This is a genomic window from Algibacter amylolyticus (assembly GCF_014202225.1).
In the GTDB taxonomy this organism is placed as follows: Bacteria; Bacteroidota; Bacteroidia; order Flavobacteriales; family Flavobacteriaceae; genus Algibacter_B; species Algibacter_B amylolyticus.
In genome coordinates, this window is the sequence record NZ_JACHGE010000002.1 from 379,675 (window position 1) to 403,493 (window position 23,819).

Below are 23,819 nucleotides of genomic sequence, written 5' to 3' on the forward strand. Positions count from 1 at the left end.
TTTATAGATAATTAAATGTGTGAATTTTGAAAAAAGAAATTAATTGTCCTTTAAATTACACCATGAATTTAATAGGTACAAAATGGAAACCATTGGTTTTATTCCATTTACTAGAAGGTGGTTTACGTTCGGGCATATTACAAAAAAAGATACCTGGCATTTCTAATAAAATGTTTACCCAAACCTTACGGCAATTGGAAAAAGACGGCCTAATTAACCGAAAAGTATTTCCGGTTGTTCCGCCTAAAGTGGAGTATAGTTTAACGGAAAGAGGAACATCTTTAGAGCCTATTTTAAGAAGCTTAGATGCTTGGGGAATGGAAGATTGTAAACGCTAATTAATCAGCTGTAATATTAAGAAAACTAGTTATGTCTTTTAAACACACATTTAAAGCCGAGGTAAATTGGCAAATTGGCGACAATGAAACCACAGCCAACCCAAGAGGTTTTAGTAGAAACCACGAGGTAACTATTGCTAATAAAAACACACCTTTAGAAGTTTCGGCCGCTAAACCCTTTCGTGGGGACGACACGCGTTATAACCCCGAAGATTTATTGTTATCTGCCTTAGCATCGTGCCACATGATGTCTTATTTATATGTGTGTTCGCAAAATAACATTGAGGTTGTAAGTTTTACCGATACTGCCGAGGCTATTTTAGATGTTGAGCCATCGGGTAGTGGGCATTTTAGTAAAGTAACTTTAAAACCCGTGGTAACCATTAAGGATGATTCGCAAGTTGAACTCGCTAAAGCGTTGCATGACAAAGCTAATAGCTTATGTTTTATTGCAAACTCTTGTAATTTTCCAATTAAACACTATGTGGAGATTTTAGTAACTAAGGACTAAGATAATTTGGTATAAAAGTCTTATTGCTTTTTTGTTCTGGTAATAAAAACAATTATAAGAGATATTATAAATAAAATTGTTTTACCTACCAAAGCACCATAACCAAATTCACTCAGTTTGGATAGACCTAAAGATAGAATTTGAATAATATTATATAAGAATACTAACGATGCTATAATAGCTATATAGTGAATTGCTTTTTTCATAAAAATAAAAAATGAGCGGCATGAATCCCGCTCATTTTCGTTTAAATATTAATTAATATTTTACTGTAGTAGTTGTTGGTGTATAAAGACCAAAAGTAATTGCATTTACTAAACCGTTTACAAAAGAATGTCTTGTGAAAATAGTATAATCTTCAGAACCATTTGCCATTTCCTTAGTGTCTGAAACTCCAACTGGAGCTAATCCACCAATTAAGTAATGATTCCATTTAGTAACTTCCGTATTACCTTTTGCTCCTGCGCCAACAACGCTGGTATACGAGTAACAAGAAGTTAAAAGAATTGATGCTGTAAAAGCAATTGTAAATAATCTCATTGTTTTTTTAATCATTTTTGTTTGATTTTTAAAATTAAATAATTTGTTAAATTGTTTACTCTTAGTTGTTTATTATTAAAACAATTAATAGCAAATTAAGAAGCTAATTTAACTTAAACATGTAAGAAAAAGCAAATGAAATAAGGGAAGATTTAATAATATTTGTTAAAAGAAACTAACCATCTTATCAACAAAGTATTAGAGCTAAAAAAAACTTATTGGCCTTCTTAAAAAGTGAAATTCTATAAACTAAAAAGTAGTTTAACTGACACCACATTTATTTCTGGCTAACGTTTTTCAAATCGGGAGTAATTTAGGTTTGCAAAACTAACAGTAGCATAATCGTTAGTTAAACCTTTCGTGGGGACGATACGCGTTATAACCCCGAAGATTTATTGTTATCGGCCTTAGCATCGTGCCACATGATGTCTTATTTATATGTGTGTTCGCAAAATAACATTGAGGTTGTAAGTTTTACCGATACTGCCGAGGCTATTTTAGATGTTGAGCCATCGGGTAGTGGGCATTTTAGTAAAGTAACTTTAAAACCCGTGGTAACCATTAAGGATGATTCGCAAGTGGAACTCGCTAAAGCGTTGCATGACAAAGCTAATAGCTTATGTTTTATTGCAAACTCTTGTAATTTTCCAATTACGCATCAAGCGCAAATAATACTTAAGTAGATGCTTTTTAAGGTCTGTCTCTTGGTGGTGGCGGTCTAGAGTCTTTTTCTGGCTTTGTAAATTCAGTAGTTTTAGATTGTTTTACTTTTTTAAATAGCGGAATTCTATACGCTAAAAAGTAACTGTAACTCGTTCCAATTCTACTACTATCATAGGTTTTGCCAAACCCTGGAATGTACACGTTTTCAAAATTATCAGGAACCGTTTCGGTAACTAAAGCTTTTAATTGTAAATTTAAACCAATGTAAAAGTTGTTAAACAATTCGGCTTTCATTCCTAAAATAATTTCTGCCCAAATAGCGGTTAAACCTTTAAATTCTTGATTCTCTTCGGATGTATATTGTGGTGCCCAATATTGATCGATACTGTAAACTGTAAATTTATTTAAATCGTGACTAAAAGTACTTGCGCCCACACGAAAACCAGTGTAGATCATGTTATCCATGTCTAGCCAGTTTTCATACATATTAAAATCTACACCACCTTTTATATAGCTTCCGGTGGTTGTAACATCTAAATAATCGTTTAAGGTGTTTTTTTCTTCAAAACCTAATTCGGCAGCTAGATACATTTTTTCTTTTAAGCGATAATCGGCCATAATTTCAAAACCACTGTAATCATCATCAAAAAAAGAACGTGCCAATTTACCTATGTCACCACCTAAACGCAGTCCGTATTTTAGCTTTATTTTAGTTGAATCGTTTGCAGTACTAACAATGCTATCGTTTTGTGAATGTCCAGACACACAAAATAACAAAAGGCATATTAGTGTACTAATGCGAAATATTAAAGTGTGTTGTTGTTTCATCTTCTACAGATTGATTATCGGTTAAAGGTTGTCTAGAAATCATCCAGTTATCGTCGTCCTCAACTATGGTTAGGGTTACGTTTTTAAAAATAGTTTTGTAGCCGCAGGCACGCGATACGTATACTTCTTCTCGGCTGTAGTTTATAATGATTTTATCATAATTACCGTCAATAAAATCATCTGTATCATCATCGGGTGTATCATTATCATTTACCTCGGCATCACTAACAAGTATGTATTCGGTGGTGTTGTCTGTTGTTTTAAGCGGCAAAATAACATTATCGGTATTTGTAAATACATAATCTTCTAAATACTCATCTAAAAATTCGTCGTTCTCAACACCAATAACGACTAAGTCAGAAACATTTAAAAAGATATCAGAATCCGTAGCATCTATAAAATCTATAATTAATCGCGGTGTTGTTGGTGTGGAGTCCGGACAAATATCATCGCGTTCGCAACTGTAATTTCCAACGATAATTAGAATTATAAAAAGTAGGCTTATTTTTTTCATCAAAATTTATCTTCTTTCCAAAAGTACAACATTTTCCACGTGAAAAGTTTGTGGAAACATATCTACAGCTTGGGTTTTAATCACTTTGTATTGGGCATCCATTAAAGCTAAATCTCTAGCTTGTGTAGCGCTATTACAACTTACATAAACCACACGTTTTGGTGCAATGTTTAATATTTGTTGTACCACATCTTTATGCATGCCATCTCTTGGCGGATCTGTAATTATAACATCTGGTTGTCCGTGGGTTTCAATAAACTGGGTATTAAAAACCTGTTTCATATCGCCAACAAAGAACTCAACGTTATTTATGTTATTTAATTGTGCATTTTCTTTTGCTGCAGTTATAGCATCGGGTACAGATTCTACACCAACAACCTTACTAGCTTGTTTAGCAACAAATTGAGCAATGGTTCCGGTACCTGTATATAAATCGTAAACCAATTCATTTCCTGTTAAACCTGCAAAATCTCTTGTAATTTTATATAGTTCGAATGCTTGGTTAGAGTTGGTTTGGTAGAACGATTTGGCGTTAATTTTAAACTTTAAGCCTTCCATTTCTTCAAAAATATGATCGTTACCTTTGTAGCAAATCACTTCTTGATCGTAAATAGTATCGTTAGCTTTTCCGTTAATTACATATTGTAAAGAGGTAATCTGCGGAAAGGTTTCTGCTAAAAAGTCCAAGATTAATTCGCGCTTAGCTTTATCTTCCTTAAAAAACTGAATCATAACCATAATATCACCTGTGGTAGAGGTTCTAATCATCATGGTTCTTAATAATCCGGTTTGGTTTCTTGTGTTAAAGAATTCCAAATCATTTTCAATAGCAAATGTTTTAACAGCGTTTCTTATAGAGTTTGAGGGGTCCGCTTGTAAATGACATTTTTTAACATCTAAAATTTTATCCCACATTCCTGGAATATGAAAACCTAGAGCGTTTCTATCTCCTAAATCTTCATCCGACTGAATTTCCTCTAGTGTTAACCAACGGCTATCGCTAAACGAAAACTCCATTTTATTTCTGTAAAAATACTGTTCTGCCGAACCTAAAATAGGTGTAATCTCCGGCAACTCAATATGTCCAATACGTGTTAAGTTATTAGTAACTTCTTTTTGTTTGTAAAACAACTGATGCTCGTAGGCCATATTTTGCCATTTACAACCACCACAAGTTCCAAAATGTGAACATTCTGGTTTGGTTCTTTTATCTGAAAGTTTATGAAACACCGTGGCTTTACCTTCGTAATAGGCTTTACGTTTTTTAAACGTTTGCACATCTACCACATCGCCAGGAACGGCGTTAGGAAGAAAAATTACTTTTCCGTCTGGTGCTTTTGCTATTGTTTTTCCTTTAGCGCCAGCATCAATAACTTCTACGCTTTCAAAAACTTGTTTTCTTTGTTTACTTCTTCTTGACATGCTGCAAAAATAATAATAGCCAGTAATAAAAACGGATTTATTTAGATTAACTTTAAAGGAAATAATAATTCTTTTAAAATAAAATGAACCTTTTTAGTTTTTTAAGCTCGTTAGTGTATTGATATACTATAAGCTATTTGCGTTAGGGATTGAAATGAATAGCCCACAGCCTGACGCAGGAAGTGCGAGGACTTGTAATGTAAAGCCCGACCCTTGTGGTAACGCACAAATTAAGGGCAAAAGAAAAGCTGCATTAGTTGGGATACCAAGCAGCTTACCATTTTTAATAGAGGTTAAGTATTTATATATTTTTAAACGTAATACGTGTTTTATATTGTTTTAACTATTTCTAGTTACTTATAAGACACATAAACATTTGAAACGTCACATATTTTTGTTTTTTTTTAATTAATTTCGCTATTCCTAGGGATGATTTCTCTCCCACGCTGAATTTTCGAGACTTTTCGAAAGGATAAAGGTGCAGAAGGAATTGCATATTTTTAATATTTAAATTTTTTTAAAATGGCAATTTTAGACCAATTAACTTCGCAACAAGCGATAGATTTAGAAAACAAGTATGGTGCACACAACTACCATCCGTTACCTGTAGTATTAAACAGGGGAGAAGGTGTGTATGTTTGGGATGTAGAAGGCAAGAAGTATTACGATTTTTTATCGGCATACTCTGCGGTAAATCAAGGGCATTCTCACCCCAAAATAGTAAATGCTATGGTGAAGCAAGCGCAAACCTTAGCTTTAACATCTAGAGCATTTCATAATGATATGCTTGGTAAATACGAAAAATTTGCTTGCGAGTTTTTTGGATTTGATAAGCTTTTACCTATGAATACAGGAGCTGAAGCTGTGGAGACGGCTTTAAAACTTTGTAGAAAATGGGCTTACGAGGTAAAAGGGATTGATGAAAATAAAGCCGAAATTATTGTTTGCGAAAATAATTTTCATGGGCGTACAACGACTATAATTTCGTTTTCTAACGATCCTGTGGCACGTAAAAATTTTGGTCCTTACACCAATGGTTTTATTAAAATTGAATATAATAATATTGAAGCTTTAGAGGCTACTTTAAAAGCCAATAGTAATGTGGCAGGTTTTTTAGTAGAACCGATACAGGGTGAAGCAGGTGTATATGTGCCTAACGATGATTACTTAACAAAGGCAAAAGCACTTTGCGAAAAATATAATGTTTTGTTTATTGCTGATGAAGTGCAAACTGGTATTGCTAGAACGGGGCGTTTATTAGCTACTTGTGGTAACTGTAGTTGTGAAACTAAAAATTGTGATAAATCACCAGATGTAAAACCCGATGTTTTAATTCTTGGAAAAGCCATTAGTGGTGGTGTATATCCAGTGTCCGCAGTTTTGGCTAATAATAATGTAATGGATGTAATTAAACCAGGGAACCACGGCAGTACTTTTGGAGGAAATCCGGTAGCTGCAGCAGTAGCTATGGCAGCATTAGAGGTTGTTAGAGATGAGAATCTTGCAGAAAACGCGTATAAGCTTGGTGATTTATTTAGAAGTGAATTAAATGATTACATAAAAACCAGTAATATTGTTAATTTAGTGCGTGGTAAAGGCTTGCTAAATGCCATTCTTATTAATGATGATGAGGAGAGTGATACCGCATGGAATATTTGCTTAGCGCTACGTGATAATGGTTTACTTGCAAAACCAACACATGGTAATATTATTCGTTTTGCGCCACCTTTAGTTATGACGGAAGCTCAGCTATTGGATTGCGTTAGTATTATAAAGAAAACGTTAAAACAATTTGAAAATTAATTAAATATATATGGAACAAAAATCGGCTTTTGAAAGCTTTGAATTGGAAGTAAGTGAAGATATTAGAGGGTATTTAAACGAAACTGCTAAATGGACTTATTTTTTGTCAATTCTTGGTTTTATTGGAATTGGATTTATGGTTCTAGGTGGCATTGGTGTGAGTCTTTACACGGGTATGAATCAATTAGGAGGTGCCGATGCTTATGGATTAGGATACTCTGCTGGTGTTGGAATAGTTTATATTATTTTAGCACTCGTTTATTTATTTCCGGTTTTGTATTTGTTTAAATTTTCGAACAAAATGAAGCAAGCTTTAAAATTGAAAAATAATGAAGCTTTTAAAATGGCATTTTTAAATTTAAAATCGCATTATAAGTATATGGGCATTTTTACGATTGTTATTTTTTCGCTTTATATTTTAGTGATTATAGGAGTAGCAACCGGAGCGGCATTGTTCTAGTTAAATATGTAAACATTAAGGCATAAAAAAAGCGACCATTTGGTCGCTTTTTTTATTTGTAATTTTATGCTTAATTATTGGTTTTGATATTGATCCATCATTTCTTGAGATTGTCTCATGATTTCATCCCATCCGACTGTAGATATTAAATAGACATAATAAACAAAGTATAAAATATTGATTATCAATATTACTAAAGCTACTGTTTTTGCCGTATTCATAGCTTTTACGCTTGCCATGTCAAAATTTTCAGGGTTAAGTTTTGCCGCTTTTAATTTGCTTGCTGCAATAAAAAAGGCAATACCTGCTAAAATAAATCCTAAACCGCCCATACAGCAGCATAAAAGTCCTAAAATTGCTAATACGTAAACAAGTGTTGGATTGAGTTTTTGTTGTTCCATGTGTAATTTTTAATTAGTTATTTTAATAATGTAACTTATTATAATTGTTACTACAGTTAAAATAGCTAGAGTTCCAATTATTTTATTCGAATGTTTAAATTTAAAGAAAATATTTATTCCAATGAATAAAAATAAAGTAATTAAACTATAAATAGCAGGGTACATTTGAAAAGCGTCAAGAAATTCACCTCTAAATAACAGAGCCATTGCACGTTGCATACCACAACCCATACAATCTACTCCAAAGAGTTTTTTATTTATGCACGGCAACATGTATTCTTCCATAAATTATAAATATAATATGGCTAAATTACTAAAAGTGATTTAAGAAAACGTGTTGGCTTATTTTAATTTTTATTGTTTACTATAATTTTTTTGTTAAAAATCTTATTGTCTTTTAAATCGATTTTAGCTACATAAACACCATCGCTAATTGCTTTAGTTGAATAGCTAAGTTTAGCAGAGTTAGATGAAATAACATGTTGCATAACTTGTTTTCCAGCAACATCATACAGGGTAAAAGACTTGATGTCTAAACTGTTTGGATTTATAATACTTATTTCAGAAATGGTGTTGTTTTGAAATACTTTAAAACTATCAAGAGTATTTTCTGTGGTACTTAAACTCGTGTCGGTTTTAGTAAATGTAACTTCAAAACGATTGTTATATACACCTTTGTCTAAAGTAACATTAAACTTGTTGTTTATAATATCGGTATACGTATCTGTTTCATTGTCATAAATGTAGACATTTACACCATTAGGCATATCTTTTAATTCGTGGATAGTAATGTCTATAACGGTATTACTCGTTGCAGTTTTTATGCCTAAAGGTAATCTTGTGTTTTCGTTATATTTAATCGATTTAAGTACTAACTCTTTTTCACTTGAAAATAGATAAACATCATCTGCTAAATCATTTATATTTTGTGCATCAAAAAACTTATTGAAAACTTCGTTATTTGGTGTGCCTTCTCTAAAAGCTATAACATTTTCCTTATAGAAAGTTTTGTTAATATGTGAATGCAGTTTTATTTCTGGAATTATGGTAGGGTTTTCAAAAATAGATTTATAATCTACACCATTATGGGACATTACAACTACATTGGAAACGCTTTTATTTTTTTTATTTGAACTTTTAGCAAATATAGCGCCATTACCAGTAGGAGTAGAGTCTTCAGGTAAAAAGAGTCTCATGCCATTTGTAAACGTTGCGTCGCCTCCAGAACTTGCTCCTGCACTTGCTTGTGCAGCGCTTTGAATAACAAAGCCTTGTCCAATTGCGGCATAGCGTCTAGAAAAATTTGCATCATAATCAGTAGAAACTCCAGAAGTAGACCCATTGGTACTTCCGTCTGCATCATTATAATTTTCGAAAGTTGCAACTGTATAACTTCCATTGTCATAAAGATCATTTGGGTCACCTGGAGAATAGACCCCATATCCACCTTCATATGCTGCTAAATAATGAGAATTTTTTACTTTTTGTTCCCAAAAGAAAATTTCACCACTTAATACATTTCTATTGTTGGTTCCTGTTGCAACAGAATTTCCAAAACTATCAGTTAATCCAAAGCCATCAGTTAAAAATAATTTTAAATCTAATGCAGAAGGGTAAGGGTTTCCTGTTAAAGTTACAACAGTGTTTGGTGTTCCAGATGGCTGGTCATCAGTACCATCAAAAACACAACTTACTGTAATTGTACCATTGTTTGGTCTACCTCTAAAATCTAACATATTATTAGGGTTAGGGCTTCCTTTTAATGAAAAACCATAACCTGTTTCGGCATCTCCTGTGTTTAAAATTTGTTTCCAATTCCAGTAACCTTCGCCATCGCGTATGGTGTACATCCAATGGCTAGATAATGCAGTTGCTGTCCCCTCGTAAGCCGGAATAAAACCATAAGGCGTTGAAGTTACATTTTCTATATCTGTTTCATCGGCTGGGTCGTATATTGTAGAGCCATTAAAAGGAACATTTGTTTTAATTGTACCATCAACAGGAGCTCCTACTGGCGAACAGAAATAGTTGTATTCATAAACACCCGTAGTTTGATTCTGATAAATCGATAATGCTCCAGCATCAGAGTTCTTAATGTCATTGTTTTGAACAAGCTGTGCATCCCCTCTAAAATACAGGTTAGATGTTGGAGTTTCTAGTCTTATATCGTTATTTACAAACACTACAATATCCTTAGCATATAAAAAGCTATTGTCGTCTACATATAAATCTGGATCTTGGCTAAATATAAAATTAGCAGCAAGGAGTAGTAGTAAAGTAAATTTATAGGTCATAATTAAATGGGGTTAATTAAGCTGTAAAGATAGTATTTTTATATTATTGTATATATAGGTCTCTCTTTTTAACGCTGTTGTGTTGTTTTTAGGCAATAAAATAGTGCTTCGTAATTTGATAGGATTGTTATTTTTAATGTAATTTCGTGGTTAAAATACTATTGAATGAAATATTTAAATTATGTTTTCATTATTGTTGGTGCCTTTGTAGCCATGTATGCTAAAGTTGATGCCAATCAAAATCAATACATATTAATTGGTGGTATTGTTTTGTTAATGATAGGCATTTACAGAGTTTCAAAAACAATACCAAGCAGAAATAATGATGATATAAATAATTCTGAAGAAGACTAACTATGAGATTTAAGGTAGGTAATTTTGTTTTGGTTTTAGATGAAGATTTATCTGGTGTTATTACACATATAAAAGGAAACACCATTTCTATTGAAACTGAAGATGGTTTTTTATTAGATTTTGAAACCCATGAATTGGTTATAAAGGATAAAAAAGAATCTATAGCTAATCAGATTTTTTCAAATTCGAATATTGCAACGGTTGTTTCAGAAAAAGAAATACCTAAACGAAAAAATCAACCTAAGGTAAAAGCAAAGGAAAGGTTTCAGCCCACAATGGAAGTGGATTTGCACATTCATCAATTGGTAAAATCTTATCGCGGTATGTCTAATCACGATATGCTAACTCTTCAATTAGATACAGCAAAACATAAACTAGAGTATGCTATTAAAAACCGTATCCAAAAAGTGGTTTTTATACACGGTGTGGGCGAGGGTGTTTTAAAAATGGAGCTCGAATATTTATTTGGCCGCTATAACAACGTTAAGTATTACGATGCCAATTATCAAAAATATGGTTTAGGAGCAACCGAGGTTTATATATACCAAAATGTGGCTAATTAATTAAGGAAAATCTGGAGTTACTGTTCTAGTGTCTGTTGTATTGCCATCATCTAAGGCACCAAAATCAAAAACATCTAAAGAGATTAATTCTAAATCAAAATTTGATATTTGTAACGTTACCAAGTATTCTTGACTAATAGTATGCTCTCTGTAAGCAGTCGCTGGAACAGAAGTATCTATGTCTTTATTCAAGTAATCGGCTATTTCGCTTGTGGAAAAATCGTTTGCTGGATTTTGATCTTGACTATCATTTTCTTCATCTCTTGTATCAACACCATCGCCATCATCATCGGTATCTAGATAATCAGGAGTTCCATCGCCGTCGGTGTCTTGTGCATCACTTAAATCTTCATCGCCATCTGGGTCTGGATTTTCATTTTTAGTTAAAATATTATCGCCATCATCATCGGCATCAATATAGTTTGGTATGCCATCGCCATCGGTGTCATCATCTTCATAATCCCCATTACCATTCAAGTCTTCTAATTCGGCAGGAATTCCATCATTATCATCTTCCGTTAAAACCGTTTTTAAATAGGCGCTTCCGCTAGTACTTTCTATATCTTGAGTTATATTTACTGCAGAGCTTGGTATGACCTCACAAAATAAATCGCTTGGTAACGATGTGTTACTATAAGTTCTGTAATTAAAAGGGTTTGTGGTACTTATGGTATATGTTTTTTCAAATACACCTGTTTCATCTACATCTAGAATATTTGCAATACTAACATTGGTTAATTTTAAAGATAAAGATTCAGACGGATCATCTTTAGTTTTGTAAAAAACCAAATCGTCGCCACCTTCACATACTTGAAAAGTGTCATCAAAATCTAATTCAACTGTTATAATATCTCCATCATCACAACCATTAAAGGTTAGTAAGCTTGAAGCGAATAAAACAAAAAATAACTTACGCATTGTTTCTAGGTTTTAGGCAAAAATAATAGAATTGATATTCATAACGTAGTAATCCTAAATAAAGTTCAAAGCAATCTGTAAATTTTGTTATTTTGTCGTTTGTATTTTGTTAGGTAAAGCGATGGGGAATTAGAATATACTTGTGTTTTAGCTAATTTACTATTAAAAAATAGCTTACTTTTTTTATCCTAGAATGTAATCTTTAAAAGCTATGATTGCTAATCGTTTTATTTCAAGTATTTTTGAACTTTAATTTACAGCCTTATGAAGTCAGTATATTTTGATAATGCAGCCACTACACCTTTGCGTGAAGAAGTTATTCATGCTATTTCGGAAGTTATGAGAACTAATTTTGGTAATCCATCATCTTCTCATAGTTTTGGTAGGTCTTCAAAGGCATTAGTTGAAAAATCAAGAAAAGCCATTGCACAGAGTTTAAATGTCTCGGCAGGCGAAATTATATTTACTTCTGGTGGAACCGAAGCCGATAATTTGGTTTTAAATAGTGCAGTAAAAGATTTGAGTGTAACACACATTATTACCACAAAAATTGAACACCATGCTGTTTTACATACCATTCAAAAATTACAAAAGGAGTACAGTATAACTATTAGTTATGTGGATATTAAACCAAGTGGCCAGATAGATTACAGTCATTTAGAGCGTTTATTACAAAAAAACGCTAAAGCCTTAGTGAGTTTAATGCACATTAATAACGAGATTGGTTCTGTTTTGGATATTAAGCAAGTTGCCAATATGTGTAAATTGAATAACGCCTTATTTCATTCGGATGCTGTGCAATCTATTGGACATTATAACATGGACTTACAAGAGATTAAGGTCGATTTTGTAGCAGCTGCAGCGCATAAATTCCACGGCCCTAAAGGTGTTGGTTTTGCATTTATTAGAAAAAATTCTGGGTTATTAAAGCCTTTAATTGTTGGAGGTGAGCAGGAGCGCGGACTTCGTGCAGGAACAGAGAGTGTACATAATATTGTTGGGATGGAAAAAGCATTACTAATGGCCAATGATAATTTAGAAAAAGAAGCACAATATATAAAAGAATTAAAGAGCTACTTTATTGATACGATGAAAGCAGCAATTCCTAATGTGACTTTTAACGGAAGTTCTAATGATTTTGATAAAAGTACTTACACTTTAGTAAATGTGTGTTTGCCAATTGATCCTAAAAAGGCAGCTATGTTGTTGTTTCAATTAGATTTAAAAGGAATTGCTTGCTCTAAAGGAAGTGCTTGCCAAAGCGGAAGTTCCCAAAAATCGCATGTATTATCTGAAATTTTAAGTAATGAGGATTTAGAAAAGCCTTCTATCCGTTTCTCTTTCAGCATTTTTAATACTAAAGAAGAAGTGGACTATGTTGTTAATGTTTTAAAAGCGTTCGCTCAATAAAACCTGTGTATTTTTTCATACAAAATCTGTTAAAATTCATTTTTATTGGATAAAAAGCTCTTAGTGTAGTTCTTTTTGTATATTTTTGCATTGTAAGTCTCTCACGCTTTAACCAACATGAATCGTTATGAGATTTTATCCCCTTATCTTTATTTTTATTACCATCCAAACAATAGCTTCTGCGCAAGTTGGTATTGGAACGACAGCCCCACATGAATCTTCTGCTTTAGATATAACTTCAGATTCTCAAGGATTTCTAGCCCCAAGAATGATAACTGCAGATCGAATCGCTATAAGTGATCCGGCCGAAGGACTTTTGGTTTTTGATACTGAAGAAGATGCTTTTTTCTATTTTGATAGTTCTGTCTGGGTAAAACTAGAGGGCTCCGTTACCAGAGATAATTACAAATTAGTTAAATCTGAGGCAGACTTAGCAGATGAACTTGCAGCAGGAGGCGGCTTAGAATATTTTTTAGATGAAAATTTTCTTTATGAAATAAATGGAACCATTACTTTAACTGCTCCTATAAACTTAAATGGGGCATACGTAATAGGGGAAGATACTAATGAAGATATTTTGTTAAAAGCGGGAGGAACACTATTTCAAGGTGTTTCAGGAGGATCTATTAGAGGGCTAACCATATCAGTTACTGGAGGCTCAGTATTTGATATAACTGGAAGCTTTGCCGAAACGCTTATTGTAAGGGATTGTGTTATAGCAAATTCGGCGTCAGTTGGTACGTTGTCATCATTTAATCTTATTTTTTTTAGTATCGTTCAGTTTGTAAATAATGCGGATGGAATAACGTATACTGATATTAATGAAGTTTTAATAAATTCAAGTGGATGGGATAGTAGTAATGGAGGTGTTTATGAAACGTTTACAGGAGATTTTGATGTGATATCTAGACAAGGCGGTTTTAGTGAAGTTACTACTGCTATAGCAGGAATGGATGTTTCAGCTGTAACCTCTGTAACGGGAGGAGCATCTATACGTAATGTTTCGTTTTTAGGCGGAGGTAACTATATAAACGGAACGTCTCCATATACAGGATATGATTTTACTAATGATTGGGATGTTAATACCCCGGGAATTGCAGTAGAAACCGATGGCGTAGCATCTGGTAACTTTTACTATAATGGTAATTTAACAACAGGTTTTACCCAAAGTATAACTAATGGTACTGCTGTAGAGATAGAAGGTGACGGTACTTTTGAAGCTAATAGTTTGTTTAGGTTTATTGTAGACTTGGGTGATAATAACAGGTTGTACTATGATGGATTAAAGTCTAGAGAGTTCCAAATAAATGCATCGTTATCTATACGTGTAACTGGTGCGGTTGGTAATTTTTATGCTTTTGTTGTTGCAAAAAATGGGGCTGTAATTACAGAGTCGAATTCTATTGTGTATATTGATAGTGATACTCAAATTCAAAATGTTTCTATAAATGCGAATGTCGATTTGGCTAATGGCGATTATATTGAAGTGTTTACTCAAAGATTAACCGGTTCTGGAACAGATAGCCTTATCGTGTTTTCAGAAAATTTAAGTATTAAATAATTAATTAAAACTTCATAGTCGTTCTTACATTAAAAACCCGTGGTGTTAAGTAATTAGGAATAGCAATTTGCGATTTACTACTTACATCTCTAACCCAAGTGTTGGTTATAGAGTTTTGAACATCAAAAAGATTGAATATTTCGAAACCAAATGATAAGTCTTTAAATGGTTTTTTCCAGCCTTGATCAAAACGCTTGTTAGCATCAACCAATACATATTGAAGACCAAAATCTGCACGTTTGTACGATGGTAATCTGCTTTGATATAAATACGGGTCTGCATAACTAGGCGAACCACCTGGTAACCCCGTATTAAACACCATATTTAAATACATTTTTAAGTTTGGCATATTAGGCACATAATCTTGAAATAGAGCAGCGAATTTTAAACGCTGATCTGTTGGTCTTGCAATGTAACCTCTGTCATCAATGTTTTCTTCGGTTTTTAAATACCCAAAACTAAGCCACGATTCTGTGCCAGGGACAAATTCACCATTTAAGCGCAAGTCTAAACCATATGCGTAGGCTTTAGCGTTATTATTGGCAGCATAACGAATACGTACATTTTCTAGGGTATACGGATTAACATTACTAAGGTTTTTATAATAGGCTTCGGAGGTTAATTTAAAAGGGCGATCCCACATTTTAAAGCTGTAATCGTTTCCTAAAACTAAGTGAAAAGATTTTTGCGCCTTCACATCTGGTTGCACAACCCCATTAACATCCCTAAGTTCTCGATAAAATGGTGGTTGGTAGTATAAACCTCCTGCTACTCTAAATAGCATGTCTTTTTCCCAATCTGGTTTTATGGCAAATTGTGCACGCGGACTAAAAACCACTTGATTTGATGTTGAAATACCATCGCCACTAACAGACCAGTTATGAGCACGAATACCGGCGTTATACCAAACATCGCTACTTCCTAAAGTGCTACGTTTACTCCATTGGCCATAGGCTTGTATTCGGTTTATTTGAGTGTTGTTTGTTGCTCTTACATTTTGAAAAGGAACTAACGGACCTGTAAAAGGTGCGTAAGGTTGCTCGTTAGTAGTTGTTTTTGGAGGTCTTAATGAAAATCCTGCAGAGTCTATAGTTTCCCATTCTACCAAACGGTCTCTTATATCTTCATTGGTGTATTTTACAGACCATTCAAAACGATTATCATTTACTTTAAAATCTCCTTTATGTTCAATAGTCGTTATTAGAGCATCTAAGTCGTTTCTGCCATGGTTTAATTGGCTACCAATACCCTGGCTAAACTCAACTTCACCTAAATTTTCATCACCAATATTACTATTTACATCGCCTAAACGATATTGCGCTAAAATGTCAAAGTACTCTTCCTCGGTAGTATGGTAGGTAGACGCTATTAATTTTAACGTTAAATCGTCATTTACAAAGTAAGACCCTTTAAAAGCACCAAAAAGGGTTTGGTACCTGTCTTTTTCTTGCCCATCATAAAACACTAATAATGCTACAGGTTCGCTTAAGGTTCCGAAGTTAGTTTGGCGCGTTTGCGGTTCAAAGTCATATTTATTTATAGATGCACTACCTAAAAAACTTAAATGAAATTTATTCGAAAATTTATAAGTGAAATATCCTTGTGCATCTGCAAAAGTGGGTTTGAAATTGGTTTCGGTTTCTTTTGCATTTACAAGCAAACTGTTATCGCGGTAACGCACTCCAACGATACTCGTGAATTTTGAATTTTTACTTATGTTTTCAACTGAAAGACCGCCACCTAAAAGACTTAAATCCGCGTTAACTTCAAATTGATATGGGTTTTTATAGGTAATATCTAATACCGAAGATAACTTATCGCCATACTTCGCTTGAAAACCACCAGCAGAAAAATCTACATTCTGTACCAAATTTGTGTTTACAAAACTAAGTCCTTCTTGTTGTCCTGAACGTACTAAAAACGGACGATATACTTCAATACCATTTACATAAACTAAGTTTTCATCATAATTTCCACCACGAACAGAATATTGTGTACTAAGTTCGTTGTTATTACTAACTCCTGGTAAGGTTAGCAATAAATTTTCCACACCAGCATTCGCCCCAGGAATTTTTCTAATAACGTCTGGCTTTATAGTTATTATGCCTTCAACTTCTTTACGTCTATTACTATTTACAATAACGGTTGCTATTTGCTCAATAGTTGTACTCATTACGGGGTTAAACTCTAAGTTTTCACCATTTTTTAAATTGAAAGTACTTCTAATCTTTTTATGCGAAATATGAGTAAAGGCTACGGTAACATCTTTACTTGCAGGAATTGTTAAGGTATAAAAACCATTGGCATTTGTTTGCGCACCAGAAGTGTCAGTTTTTATATTAACATTTTCAATGGGCTGATTTTTTTCATCTAAAATAACACCTCGAAGCGTTGCGCTTTGGGCAAAACTAAATGTTATGGTTAAAAAAAATAGGGTAGTGGTTAGTAGTTGTTTTGCCTTCAAGTGTGTAAAATTTATTTTCTATAAAAGAACGTTTCAAAAGTAGAATTATTTCCAACATTATCAGTAACAATTACTTTTAAATTGTTTTTGGTGTCTGTAATTATGCTATCATTAAAATCGTAAGTTAGCATATTCTTCTTGTATTCATACTCCATTAAAATCCATTTCCCGTTTATAGATGCTCTAAAATTAGATATCCCGGAGCCTTCATCTGTAATTTTAATTTTTAAATAACGATACTTACTTAACCACTGTTTGTCTTTAAAATTTACAGCCGAAATTTTAGGACTTATTGTGTCCATGGTTAAAGCAAATGTGCCTAGTTTTTTTGTGCTTGCCGTAAGTAAATCGCCTTTTCTTTTTGTTGACGTGTAGGCTGGATAATTTTTGTATCCTATTAATTTGGCTATATAGAGTTTGTTTTTGTCTTCGTTTGTAAACCTACTTACATCGTAGGTAATATTAAAATTCTTTTTAGTAGGCTTAATGTCTTTGTGAAGTTTAAGTGTGTCATTTTTCACTTCAAAATCTAAAAAGAAATCTTCGTAAAAAGTGTCTTTATAAAAATCGACTGTTACATTACCTGCTTTTAAGTTTGTAGCTTGGTTAGCCTTAATGTAGTATGGTGTAATACGTTTTTCTTTAGGCTTAGTAATGCTTTGTTTGCTGCCTTTAATATGTACAGTTATCCAAGATTCATTGTTTTTAAAATCGGCTACTCTTATTTTATATACTGAATAGGTGCTGTCTTCTACTTTAATAACACCATCATTTAACACCGATTTATATAGACTTAGCGGATTGTTTTTCTTGAATAATTTTTGAATCCGTTGCTTTTCGGTTGTAAAATGTTCATAGTCTATTAACTGATTAATATGTTTGGTTTCATCAAAAGAGAAGCGTCCAAAGTCTATTTCAAAATTTCTATTTCCATTTATAAAGGTTTGAATGTTATATACACCATTAGAGTTTGCTGCCAAATCTTGCCTGTCTATAGTGTTTACCGCAAAACCAATATTACCAAAGGCTTCAATGTTTTCGGTAGTGTAATCACCATTTTTAAGCGCTGTTAATCGTAATTTTTGTTTGGTATTCGATTTATTTATAAACGAATGGTCATCTAAAGGATAAGCGTAAATGGATTTCACCGTTGGATAGGTGGTGTCTTTTATATCCATCCCAAAAAGCATTGGGTTAATTGGGCGTTCTTCTTTATCTCTAATTTCGAAATGTAAATGTGGACCGCCAGAACTTCCTGTGTTTCCGCTGTAAGCAACTAGGCTGTCCTTTAAAAGTGGTAAATCTTCGGCTTTGGGGAATAATTCAATTTCATAAGATTCTTGCTCGTACTGTTGCTTTTTGATGAAGGCTTCAATATCTGGCGAGAATTTTTGAAGATGCGCATACACCGAGGTATAACCATTTGGATGGGTTATGTATAAGGCTTTTCCGTAACCATAATGCGATACTTTTATTCTGCTAACAAAACCATCGGCTACGGCCTTAACTTTTAAGCCCACGCGTTGCTGGGTTTTTATATCGACACCCGAGTGAAAATGATTAGAACGTAATTCGGCAAACGTGCCAGCCAAAACTAATGGGATTTCTAGTGGTGAACTAAAATAATCTTGTGGGTAATTGTTTTGAGCATTACTGAATAATGAAAAAACTAAAATGAGGGACAGTATAATTCGCATATATGAGTATTATGGCTAAAATATTAATTTGATATGAAAGTGCAAAAAATAATACAATAATCAAGCCATGTGTTTTTTGATACCATGATAAATAATGAAACTGAAATTTTATGACAAAACAATTGTAATTTATGGCTAAGAATGTTAACTTTGTAAGGTAAGTATTGAAATTTGTAAATGAGTAATATTGAAGATATTGTAGATTCTTTAGAAAACAAGATTAGTAAAGTATTACACAAACTTGAGCTTTTAAAACGTGCTAATTTGAAATTAAATGAAGAATTAGAGATTTCAAAGCAAGAAAATTTAACACAACAAAAGCATATTGCTAGTTGGGAAGAAAAGTACGAAGCTCTTAAAATGGCAAATACAATACTTGGTAGTGACGAAAATAAAAGAGAAACTAAGCTTAAAATAAACGCATTAATTAGAGATATTGATCATTGTATTGCTCAACTCGCTGATTAAAGTTAATTACATTCAATGTCCGAAAAGCTTAAAATAAAGCTGTCTATAGCTAACCGAGTATATCCTTTAACGATTGATGCAAGTCAAGAGGAAGGATTGCGTAAAGCGGCTAAGAACATTGAAGTGATGATAAAACAATTTGAGCAAAGTTATTCTGTTCGAGATAAACAAGATGTTTTGGCCATGTGTGCCTTACAATTTGCATCTCAAGTAGAGCAGAAGTCTATAGATAAAGCAACTGTAAGTGAGCATGTAGAAGAAAAACTAAATGCTTTAAACGATTTATTACAATCGCATATATAGTCTCTAATACGTTCTTTAAAATAAACTAAAAGTTACTGCCTACATTGGTTATTTTTTTTGATAAACTCAACGTTAATTCTTTAAAAAGGGTGAGTTTAAGTTGTAAAAGCAAGCTGCTAGTACCAAATTTATTTTTGGTTACTCGAGCAGATCCTTGATCAGCTTGTTAGCCCTAAACTTGTTTTTAAGGAGTTTATACAAAACTTTATACTGGTGTAGGCTTTTTTATATACCAATTTGACTGAAATGATTAAATAGTCAAAAGGGCATTTTATATTATAATCAACTAAATTAACGATGGATAACTCAATTATATTTGCAGTAGGTGGTGTTATATTAGGGCTAATAATTGGCTTTGTAATAGCAAAAACACTAGAAAAAAATAATGCTTCAAAACTTGTAAAAGAAGCGAAAAAAAATGCGGCTTTAATACTTAAAGAAGCAAACAGCGAAGGTGAAAGCCTTAAAAAAGATAAAATTCTTCAGGCTAAAGAAAAATTTATCGAACTAAAATCTGAGCATGAAAAGGTCATTTTAGCACGCGATAAAAAAATGGCTGAATCTGAAAAAAGAACACGCGATAAAGAGTCGCAAGTGTCTAGCGAATTAGCTAAAAGTAAAAAGCATAACGAAAGTCTTGAAAGTAAAATTAATGACTACAACCACAGACTTGATGTTTTAGATAAAAAGCAGGAAGAGGTAGATAGGTTACATAAAAGCCAAGTACAGCAATTAGAGGTTATATCAAGCCTTTCTGCAGAAGAAGCTAAAGAGCAATTAGTAGAATCTTTAAAAGGTGAAGCTAAAAATGATGCTATGGCTTTTATACAAAGTTCTTTAGAAGAAGCTAAACTTACAGCAGAACAAGATGCTAAGAAAATTATAATAAACACCATACAGCGTATTGGAACAGAAGAAGCGGTAGATAACTGTGTGTCTGTTTTTAATATTGAATCTGATGATGTTAAAGGACGTATTATTGGTCGAGAAGGTCGTAATATTAGAGCTATTGAAGCAGCAACAGGTGTTGAGATTATTGTAGATGATACTCCTGAAGCAATCATTTTATCATGTTTTGATTCTGTACGAAGAGAAGTAGCACGTTTATCATTACACAAATTAGTTACCGATGGTAGAATTCACCCTGCTAGAATTGAAGAGATTGTTAAGAAAACTCAAAAGCAAATCGAGCAGGAAATTATAGAAGTTGGTAAGCGTACTGTTATAGACTTAGGTATTCATAATTTAAATCCTGAGTTAATTAAAATGGTTGGAAGAATGAAATACCGTTCGTCTTACGGCCAAAACTTGTTGCAACACTCGCGTGAAGTGGCTAAGCTTTGTGGCGTAATGGCAGCAGAATTAGGTTTAAACCCTAAAATGGCTAAAAGAGCAGGTTTATTACATGATATAGGAAAAGTGCCAGATGCCGAAGCAGATATGGAAACTCCACACGCTATTTTAGGTATGCAATGGGCTGAGAAGTTTGGTGAAAAACCAGATGTTTGTAATGCTATTGGAGCACACCACGACGAAATAGAAATGAAATCGTTATTAGCACCTATTGTACAAGTTTGTGATGCTATTTCGGGAGCAAGACCAGGGGCAAGACGTCAAGTTTTAGATAGTTATATACAGCGTTTAAAAGATTTAGAAGATATTGCTTTTGGATTTAATGGTGTTAAAAAAGCTTACGCAATTCAAGCGGGTAGAGAACTACGTGTTATTGTTGAAAGCGAAAAAGTAGACGATCAAAAAGCGGCAGATTTATCATTTAGTATTTCTCAAAAAGTACAAACTGATATGACGTATCCAGGTCAAGTTAAAGTAACTGTCATTAGAGAAACAAGAGCAGTTAATATTGCTAAGTAAAAAGAAAATTAAGATTATTTAATATATAAAAAAGTCCAGTTTTAAACTGGACTTTTTTTGTTTGGTATAGTTACCGTAAACGTAGTGCCTACATTAAGAGTGCTTTCAACATTTATTTTGCCGCCATAAGTCTCTATTTGGTTTTTTATCAAGTATAAACCAACACCTTCCGAATCTTTATTGTTATGAAATGTTTTGTACAAGCCAAAAATAGAATCGCCATATTTTTCTAAATCAATTCCAATACCATTATCAGAAACAATAACTTGGAGTTTTTCGTCTTTAATAATCGTGCTAACTGTAGCTACGGGATCTCTATCTGGATGTTTGTATTTTATAGCATTAGTAAGTAGGTTCTGTATAATGCTCTCTAAGTATATCGCATTATAATAAATAAATAGCTTAGGGTTTATATTGTTGTTAATAGTAGCCTTATTTTCTGTAATAACAAGGTTTAACATGTTTAGTATTTTATCTGTCTCTTCGGCTAAATAGAGTTTTTTAAATGCCGTAGGTTTATGGTTTTGTATCGATACAATTTCATGCAAGTTACTAATGGTTTTAGTAAGCGAAGCAGATAAGCTTTTAAGATATTGTAATAGGTCTTCTTTTTCCTTTTCAGACTTAGATTCTTCATGAAATTTTAATAAACTCTCAAAATTACTAGCATGTTGTTTTAAATTATGAGTAACTATATGCGCAAAGTTTTTAAGTCTATTATTTTGTTTACTAACAAGGTTTAACGTGTTCGATATTTTAATTTCATTTTCAATAAGGTTGGTAATATCTATATGTGTACCTAGAAAACGAATAGGTGTACCGTTATCATCCCATTTTATAATTTTGCCTTTGTCTAATATCCATTTGTAAGTACCGTCTTTACATTTTACGCGGTGTTCATTAATGTAAATAGGTTTTAGGCCTTCTAAATGGTCTTGGTAGTCTTTATAATATTTCTCTCTGTCGTCGGGGTGAACGCGTTTGTTCCAATCATTAACATTGGATCCAAAGGTAGTGTCATTCTCAAAACCAATAATTCTTTTAGAAGATTCAGAGAAGTATACTTTATTAATGGTGGCGTCAAACTCCCAAACACCAATATTGGTAATGTCTACCGCTAATTCCCATTTTGAATTTTCTTGTCCAACATTATTAAGGGGAATATCAGTTTTATCCAACTTCAATAATCCTCTAACTTTGTTAAATATTGGCATATATAAAAGTTGTTATTATGTTAGTTTAATAAGATTTAGGGGATTGGTTTTTATAAATTTACAAATAATTAGCTGGAAATAAAAGAAATAGATGTAGTAGAGTTCTCTTTTTTTTTACTTTTTATTAGTTTCTAGGGTGGTATTTCTCAACCACCTCGCTTAAATGACTTTTATCTAAATGCACATAGATTTCAGTGGTAGTAATGCTTTCGTGTCCTAGCATAAGCTGAATAGAGCGTAAATCGGCATTATTTTGTAATAGATGTGTGGCAAAAGAATGTCTAAAAGTATGTGGCGAAATATTTTTTTCTAACCCAATTTTCACCGCTAATTGTTTAATTATGGTAAAAATCATAGCGCGCGTTAACTGTTTACCTCGTCTGTTTAAAAATAAGGTATCCTCGTGCCCCGGTTTAATGTTTAAATGAACCCGAATACTAGTCCTATAAATATTTATATATTTTTTGGTAACATCTATAATAGGGACAAAACGCTGCTTGTCTCCTTTACCGGTAACTTTTATAAAGCCTTCATCAAAAAATAGGTCTGATATTTTTAGGTTTATTAACTCGCTTACGCGCAACCCGCAACCATATAAGGTTTCTAACATGGCTCTATTACGTTCGCCTTCAGGCTTACTTAAATCAATAGCTTTTATTATTGTATCTATTTCGGCTTCCGATAGGGTGTCTGGTAGTTTCCTTCCTATTTTGGGAGATTCAATTAATTCTAACGGATTGTCCTTTCGGTAATCTTCAAATACTAAATAATTAAAAAAACTGCGCAGGCCAGATATTATTCTAGATTGCGATCTAGCATTAACAATTTTAGCAATCTCATAAATAAATTGTTGAATAAGCTCTGAGGTAATGTTAACAGGCGTATGGTTTATGTTATTAGCTTCAACAAAATTTATAAGCTTCGTGACGTCCAAGGCATAATTATCGATAGAATTTTGCGATAACCCGCGTTCTATCTTTAAATATAGTTGGTAATCGTTTAAAGCGTGTTTCCATTTCATAGTTGTAAAAGTAACTATTTATAGGTGCAATGTGTAGTTTTTTTATGCAATACGGTTAAATTATTAGCTAGAATTGTTAATAAGTTGAATCTTAAAACATTTAATTACAGTGTTTTACGAAATATTGTTGACAAAATTGTTAATAACATTGGTGTATTTGTAGTATTTTTCAAAAATTTAGCTTTAATTTGCTGTAATCA

The 23,819-nt window shown here is 33.0% G+C and carries 23 protein-coding genes, 1 other RNA gene and 1 pseudogene; 13 read left to right on the forward strand and 12 right to left on the reverse strand.

The genetic code is table 11. The annotated features are described in order from the left end of the window. Positions 1–62: 62 nt before the first annotated feature. Both HNQ90_RS06740 and HNQ90_RS06745 read left to right on the forward strand, forming a co-directional pair. Positions 63–338, forward strand: coding sequence for a winged helix-turn-helix transcriptional regulator (locus HNQ90_RS06740; protein ID WP_144117383.1), 276 nt, complete (start codon positions 63–65; stop codon positions 336–338). Between the two features lie 31 nt (positions 339–369). Continuing rightward, the gene (locus tag HNQ90_RS06745; RefSeq protein ID WP_144117111.1) at positions 370–849 is read left to right on the forward strand and encodes an OsmC family protein; all 480 of its coding nucleotides are present in this window, start codon (positions 370–372) and stop codon (positions 847–849) included. 258 nt (positions 850–1,107) lie between these two features. Here HNQ90_RS06745 and HNQ90_RS06750 read toward each other — a convergent pair whose 3' ends face one another. Continuing rightward, the gene (locus tag HNQ90_RS06750; RefSeq protein ID WP_092852474.1) at positions 1,108–1,389 is read right to left on the reverse strand and encodes a Bor family protein; all 282 of its coding nucleotides are present in this window, start codon (positions 1,387–1,389) and stop codon (positions 1,108–1,110) included. Positions 1,390–1,745: 356 nt separating this feature from the next. Here HNQ90_RS06750 and HNQ90_RS06755 point away from each other — a divergent pair. Next, positions 1,746–2,072: pseudogene (locus HNQ90_RS06755) on the forward strand (OsmC family protein); the annotation flags it as partial. 7 nt (positions 2,073–2,079) lie between these two features. Here the strand turns inward: HNQ90_RS06755 and HNQ90_RS06760 are convergent. The 3 genes from HNQ90_RS06760 to rlmD are packed head-to-tail and all read right to left on the reverse strand — an operon-like array spanning position 2,080 to position 4,816. Next, positions 2,080–2,880 (reverse strand): DUF6048 family protein, encoded by an 801-nt coding sequence (locus HNQ90_RS06760; RefSeq protein ID WP_221279774.1) that lies wholly within the window; start codon positions 2,878–2,880, stop codon positions 2,080–2,082. Next, on the reverse strand, positions 2,846–3,394 hold the full coding sequence (locus tag HNQ90_RS06765; RefSeq protein WP_144117113.1) for a DUF6452 family protein: 549 nt from the start codon (positions 3,392–3,394) through the stop codon (positions 2,846–2,848). The genes HNQ90_RS06760 and HNQ90_RS06765 overlap by 35 nt, the downstream gene beginning before the upstream one ends. Positions 3,395–3,400: 6 nt before the next feature. Next, entirely contained in the window at positions 3,401–4,816 is a 1,416-nt protein-coding gene (rlmD, locus tag HNQ90_RS06770) for a 23S rRNA (uracil(1939)-C(5))-methyltransferase RlmD (RefSeq protein ID WP_144117114.1), read from the reverse strand. Positions 4,817–5,338: 522 nt separating this feature from the next. On the opposite strand from rlmD, the gene rocD reads away from it, so the two are divergent. After that, entirely contained in the window at positions 5,339–6,619 is a 1,281-nt protein-coding gene (gene rocD, locus HNQ90_RS06775; protein ID WP_144117115.1) for an ornithine--oxo-acid transaminase, read from the forward strand. A gap of 10 nt (positions 6,620–6,629) precedes the next feature. Beyond that, on the forward strand, positions 6,630–7,079 hold the full coding sequence (locus HNQ90_RS06780; RefSeq protein WP_144117116.1) for a DUF5362 family protein: 450 nt from the start codon (positions 6,630–6,632) through the stop codon (positions 7,077–7,079). A 74-nt stretch (positions 7,080–7,153) separates the two neighbouring features. Here HNQ90_RS06780 and HNQ90_RS06785 read toward each other — a convergent pair whose 3' ends face one another. The 3 genes from HNQ90_RS06785 to HNQ90_RS06795 all read right to left on the reverse strand — a co-directional run bounded on the left by HNQ90_RS06785 (position 7,154) and on the right by HNQ90_RS06795 (position 9,774). After that, a complete protein-coding gene (locus HNQ90_RS06785; RefSeq protein WP_144117117.1) occupies positions 7,154–7,480 on the reverse strand; it encodes a CCC motif membrane protein in 327 nt (108 codons plus the stop codon). 9 nt (positions 7,481–7,489) lie between these two features. Next, positions 7,490–7,765 (reverse strand): DUF2752 domain-containing protein, encoded by a 276-nt coding sequence (locus HNQ90_RS06790; RefSeq protein WP_144117118.1) that lies wholly within the window; start codon positions 7,763–7,765, stop codon positions 7,490–7,492. A gap of 62 nt (positions 7,766–7,827) precedes the next feature. Beyond that, positions 7,828–9,774, reverse strand: a complete 1,947-nt coding sequence (locus HNQ90_RS06795; protein WP_144117119.1) for a T9SS type A sorting domain-containing protein — start codon at positions 9,772–9,774, stop codon at positions 7,828–7,830. Positions 9,775–9,939: 165 nt separating this feature from the next. On the opposite strand from HNQ90_RS06795, the gene HNQ90_RS06800 reads away from it, so the two are divergent. Then, entirely contained in the window at positions 9,940–10,128 is a 189-nt protein-coding gene (locus tag HNQ90_RS06800) for a hypothetical protein (protein WP_144117120.1), read from the forward strand. Between the two features lie 2 nt (positions 10,129–10,130). Continuing rightward, positions 10,131–10,691, forward strand: coding sequence for a Smr/MutS family protein (locus HNQ90_RS06805; RefSeq protein ID WP_144117121.1), 561 nt, complete (start codon positions 10,131–10,133; stop codon positions 10,689–10,691). On the opposite strand, the gene HNQ90_RS06810 is transcribed toward HNQ90_RS06805, so the two are convergent. After that, the gene (locus HNQ90_RS06810; protein WP_144117122.1) at positions 10,692–11,609 is read right to left on the reverse strand and encodes a hypothetical protein; all 918 of its coding nucleotides are present in this window, start codon (positions 11,607–11,609) and stop codon (positions 10,692–10,694) included. A gap of 264 nt (positions 11,610–11,873) precedes the next feature. Between HNQ90_RS06810 and HNQ90_RS06815 the strand changes: the two genes are divergently transcribed. Both HNQ90_RS06815 and HNQ90_RS06820 read left to right on the forward strand, forming a co-directional pair. Further along, positions 11,874–13,019, forward strand: a complete 1,146-nt coding sequence (locus tag HNQ90_RS06815) for a cysteine desulfurase family protein (RefSeq protein WP_144117123.1) — start codon at positions 11,874–11,876, stop codon at positions 13,017–13,019. A gap of 127 nt (positions 13,020–13,146) precedes the next feature. Then, complete coding sequence (locus HNQ90_RS06820; RefSeq protein WP_144117124.1) at positions 13,147–14,580, forward strand: cell wall anchor protein; 1,434 nt, start codon at positions 13,147–13,149, stop codon at positions 14,578–14,580. A gap of 4 nt (positions 14,581–14,584) precedes the next feature. On the opposite strand, the gene HNQ90_RS06825 is transcribed toward HNQ90_RS06820, so the two are convergent. Both HNQ90_RS06825 and HNQ90_RS06830 read right to left on the reverse strand, forming a co-directional pair. Next, positions 14,585–17,044, reverse strand: a complete 2,460-nt coding sequence (locus tag HNQ90_RS06825; protein WP_221279777.1) for a TonB-dependent receptor — start codon at positions 17,042–17,044, stop codon at positions 14,585–14,587. Positions 17,045–17,055: 11 nt separating this feature from the next. After that, positions 17,056–18,741, reverse strand: coding sequence for a M23 family metallopeptidase (locus HNQ90_RS06830; RefSeq protein WP_144117125.1), 1,686 nt, complete (start codon positions 18,739–18,741; stop codon positions 17,056–17,058). 177 nt (positions 18,742–18,918) lie between these two features. On the opposite strand from HNQ90_RS06830, the gene HNQ90_RS06835 reads away from it, so the two are divergent. From HNQ90_RS06835 to rny, 4 genes are all read left to right on the forward strand, one after another. Further along, entirely contained in the window at positions 18,919–19,209 is a 291-nt protein-coding gene (locus HNQ90_RS06835) for a hypothetical protein (RefSeq protein ID WP_144117126.1), read from the forward strand. A gap of 15 nt (positions 19,210–19,224) precedes the next feature. Beyond that, complete coding sequence (locus HNQ90_RS06840; RefSeq protein WP_144117127.1) at positions 19,225–19,512, forward strand: cell division protein ZapA; 288 nt, start codon at positions 19,225–19,227, stop codon at positions 19,510–19,512. A gap of 64 nt (positions 19,513–19,576) precedes the next feature. Beyond that, positions 19,577–19,707: non-coding RNA, 6S RNA (gene ssrS, locus HNQ90_RS06845), on the forward strand. Between the two features lie 102 nt (positions 19,708–19,809). After that, the gene (gene rny, locus HNQ90_RS06850) at positions 19,810–21,384 is read left to right on the forward strand and encodes a ribonuclease Y (RefSeq protein ID WP_144117128.1); all 1,575 of its coding nucleotides are present in this window, start codon (positions 19,810–19,812) and stop codon (positions 21,382–21,384) included. 41 nt (positions 21,385–21,425) lie between these two features. On the opposite strand, the gene HNQ90_RS06855 is transcribed toward rny, so the two are convergent. Further along, on the reverse strand, positions 21,426–22,598 hold the full coding sequence (locus HNQ90_RS06855; RefSeq protein WP_144117129.1) for a sensor histidine kinase: 1,173 nt from the start codon (positions 22,596–22,598) through the stop codon (positions 21,426–21,428). A 124-nt stretch (positions 22,599–22,722) separates the two neighbouring features. Then, positions 22,723–23,619, reverse strand: coding sequence for a site-specific tyrosine recombinase XerD (xerD, locus tag HNQ90_RS06860; RefSeq protein ID WP_144117130.1), 897 nt, complete (start codon positions 23,617–23,619; stop codon positions 22,723–22,725). Positions 23,620–23,819: the final 200 nt, after the last annotated feature.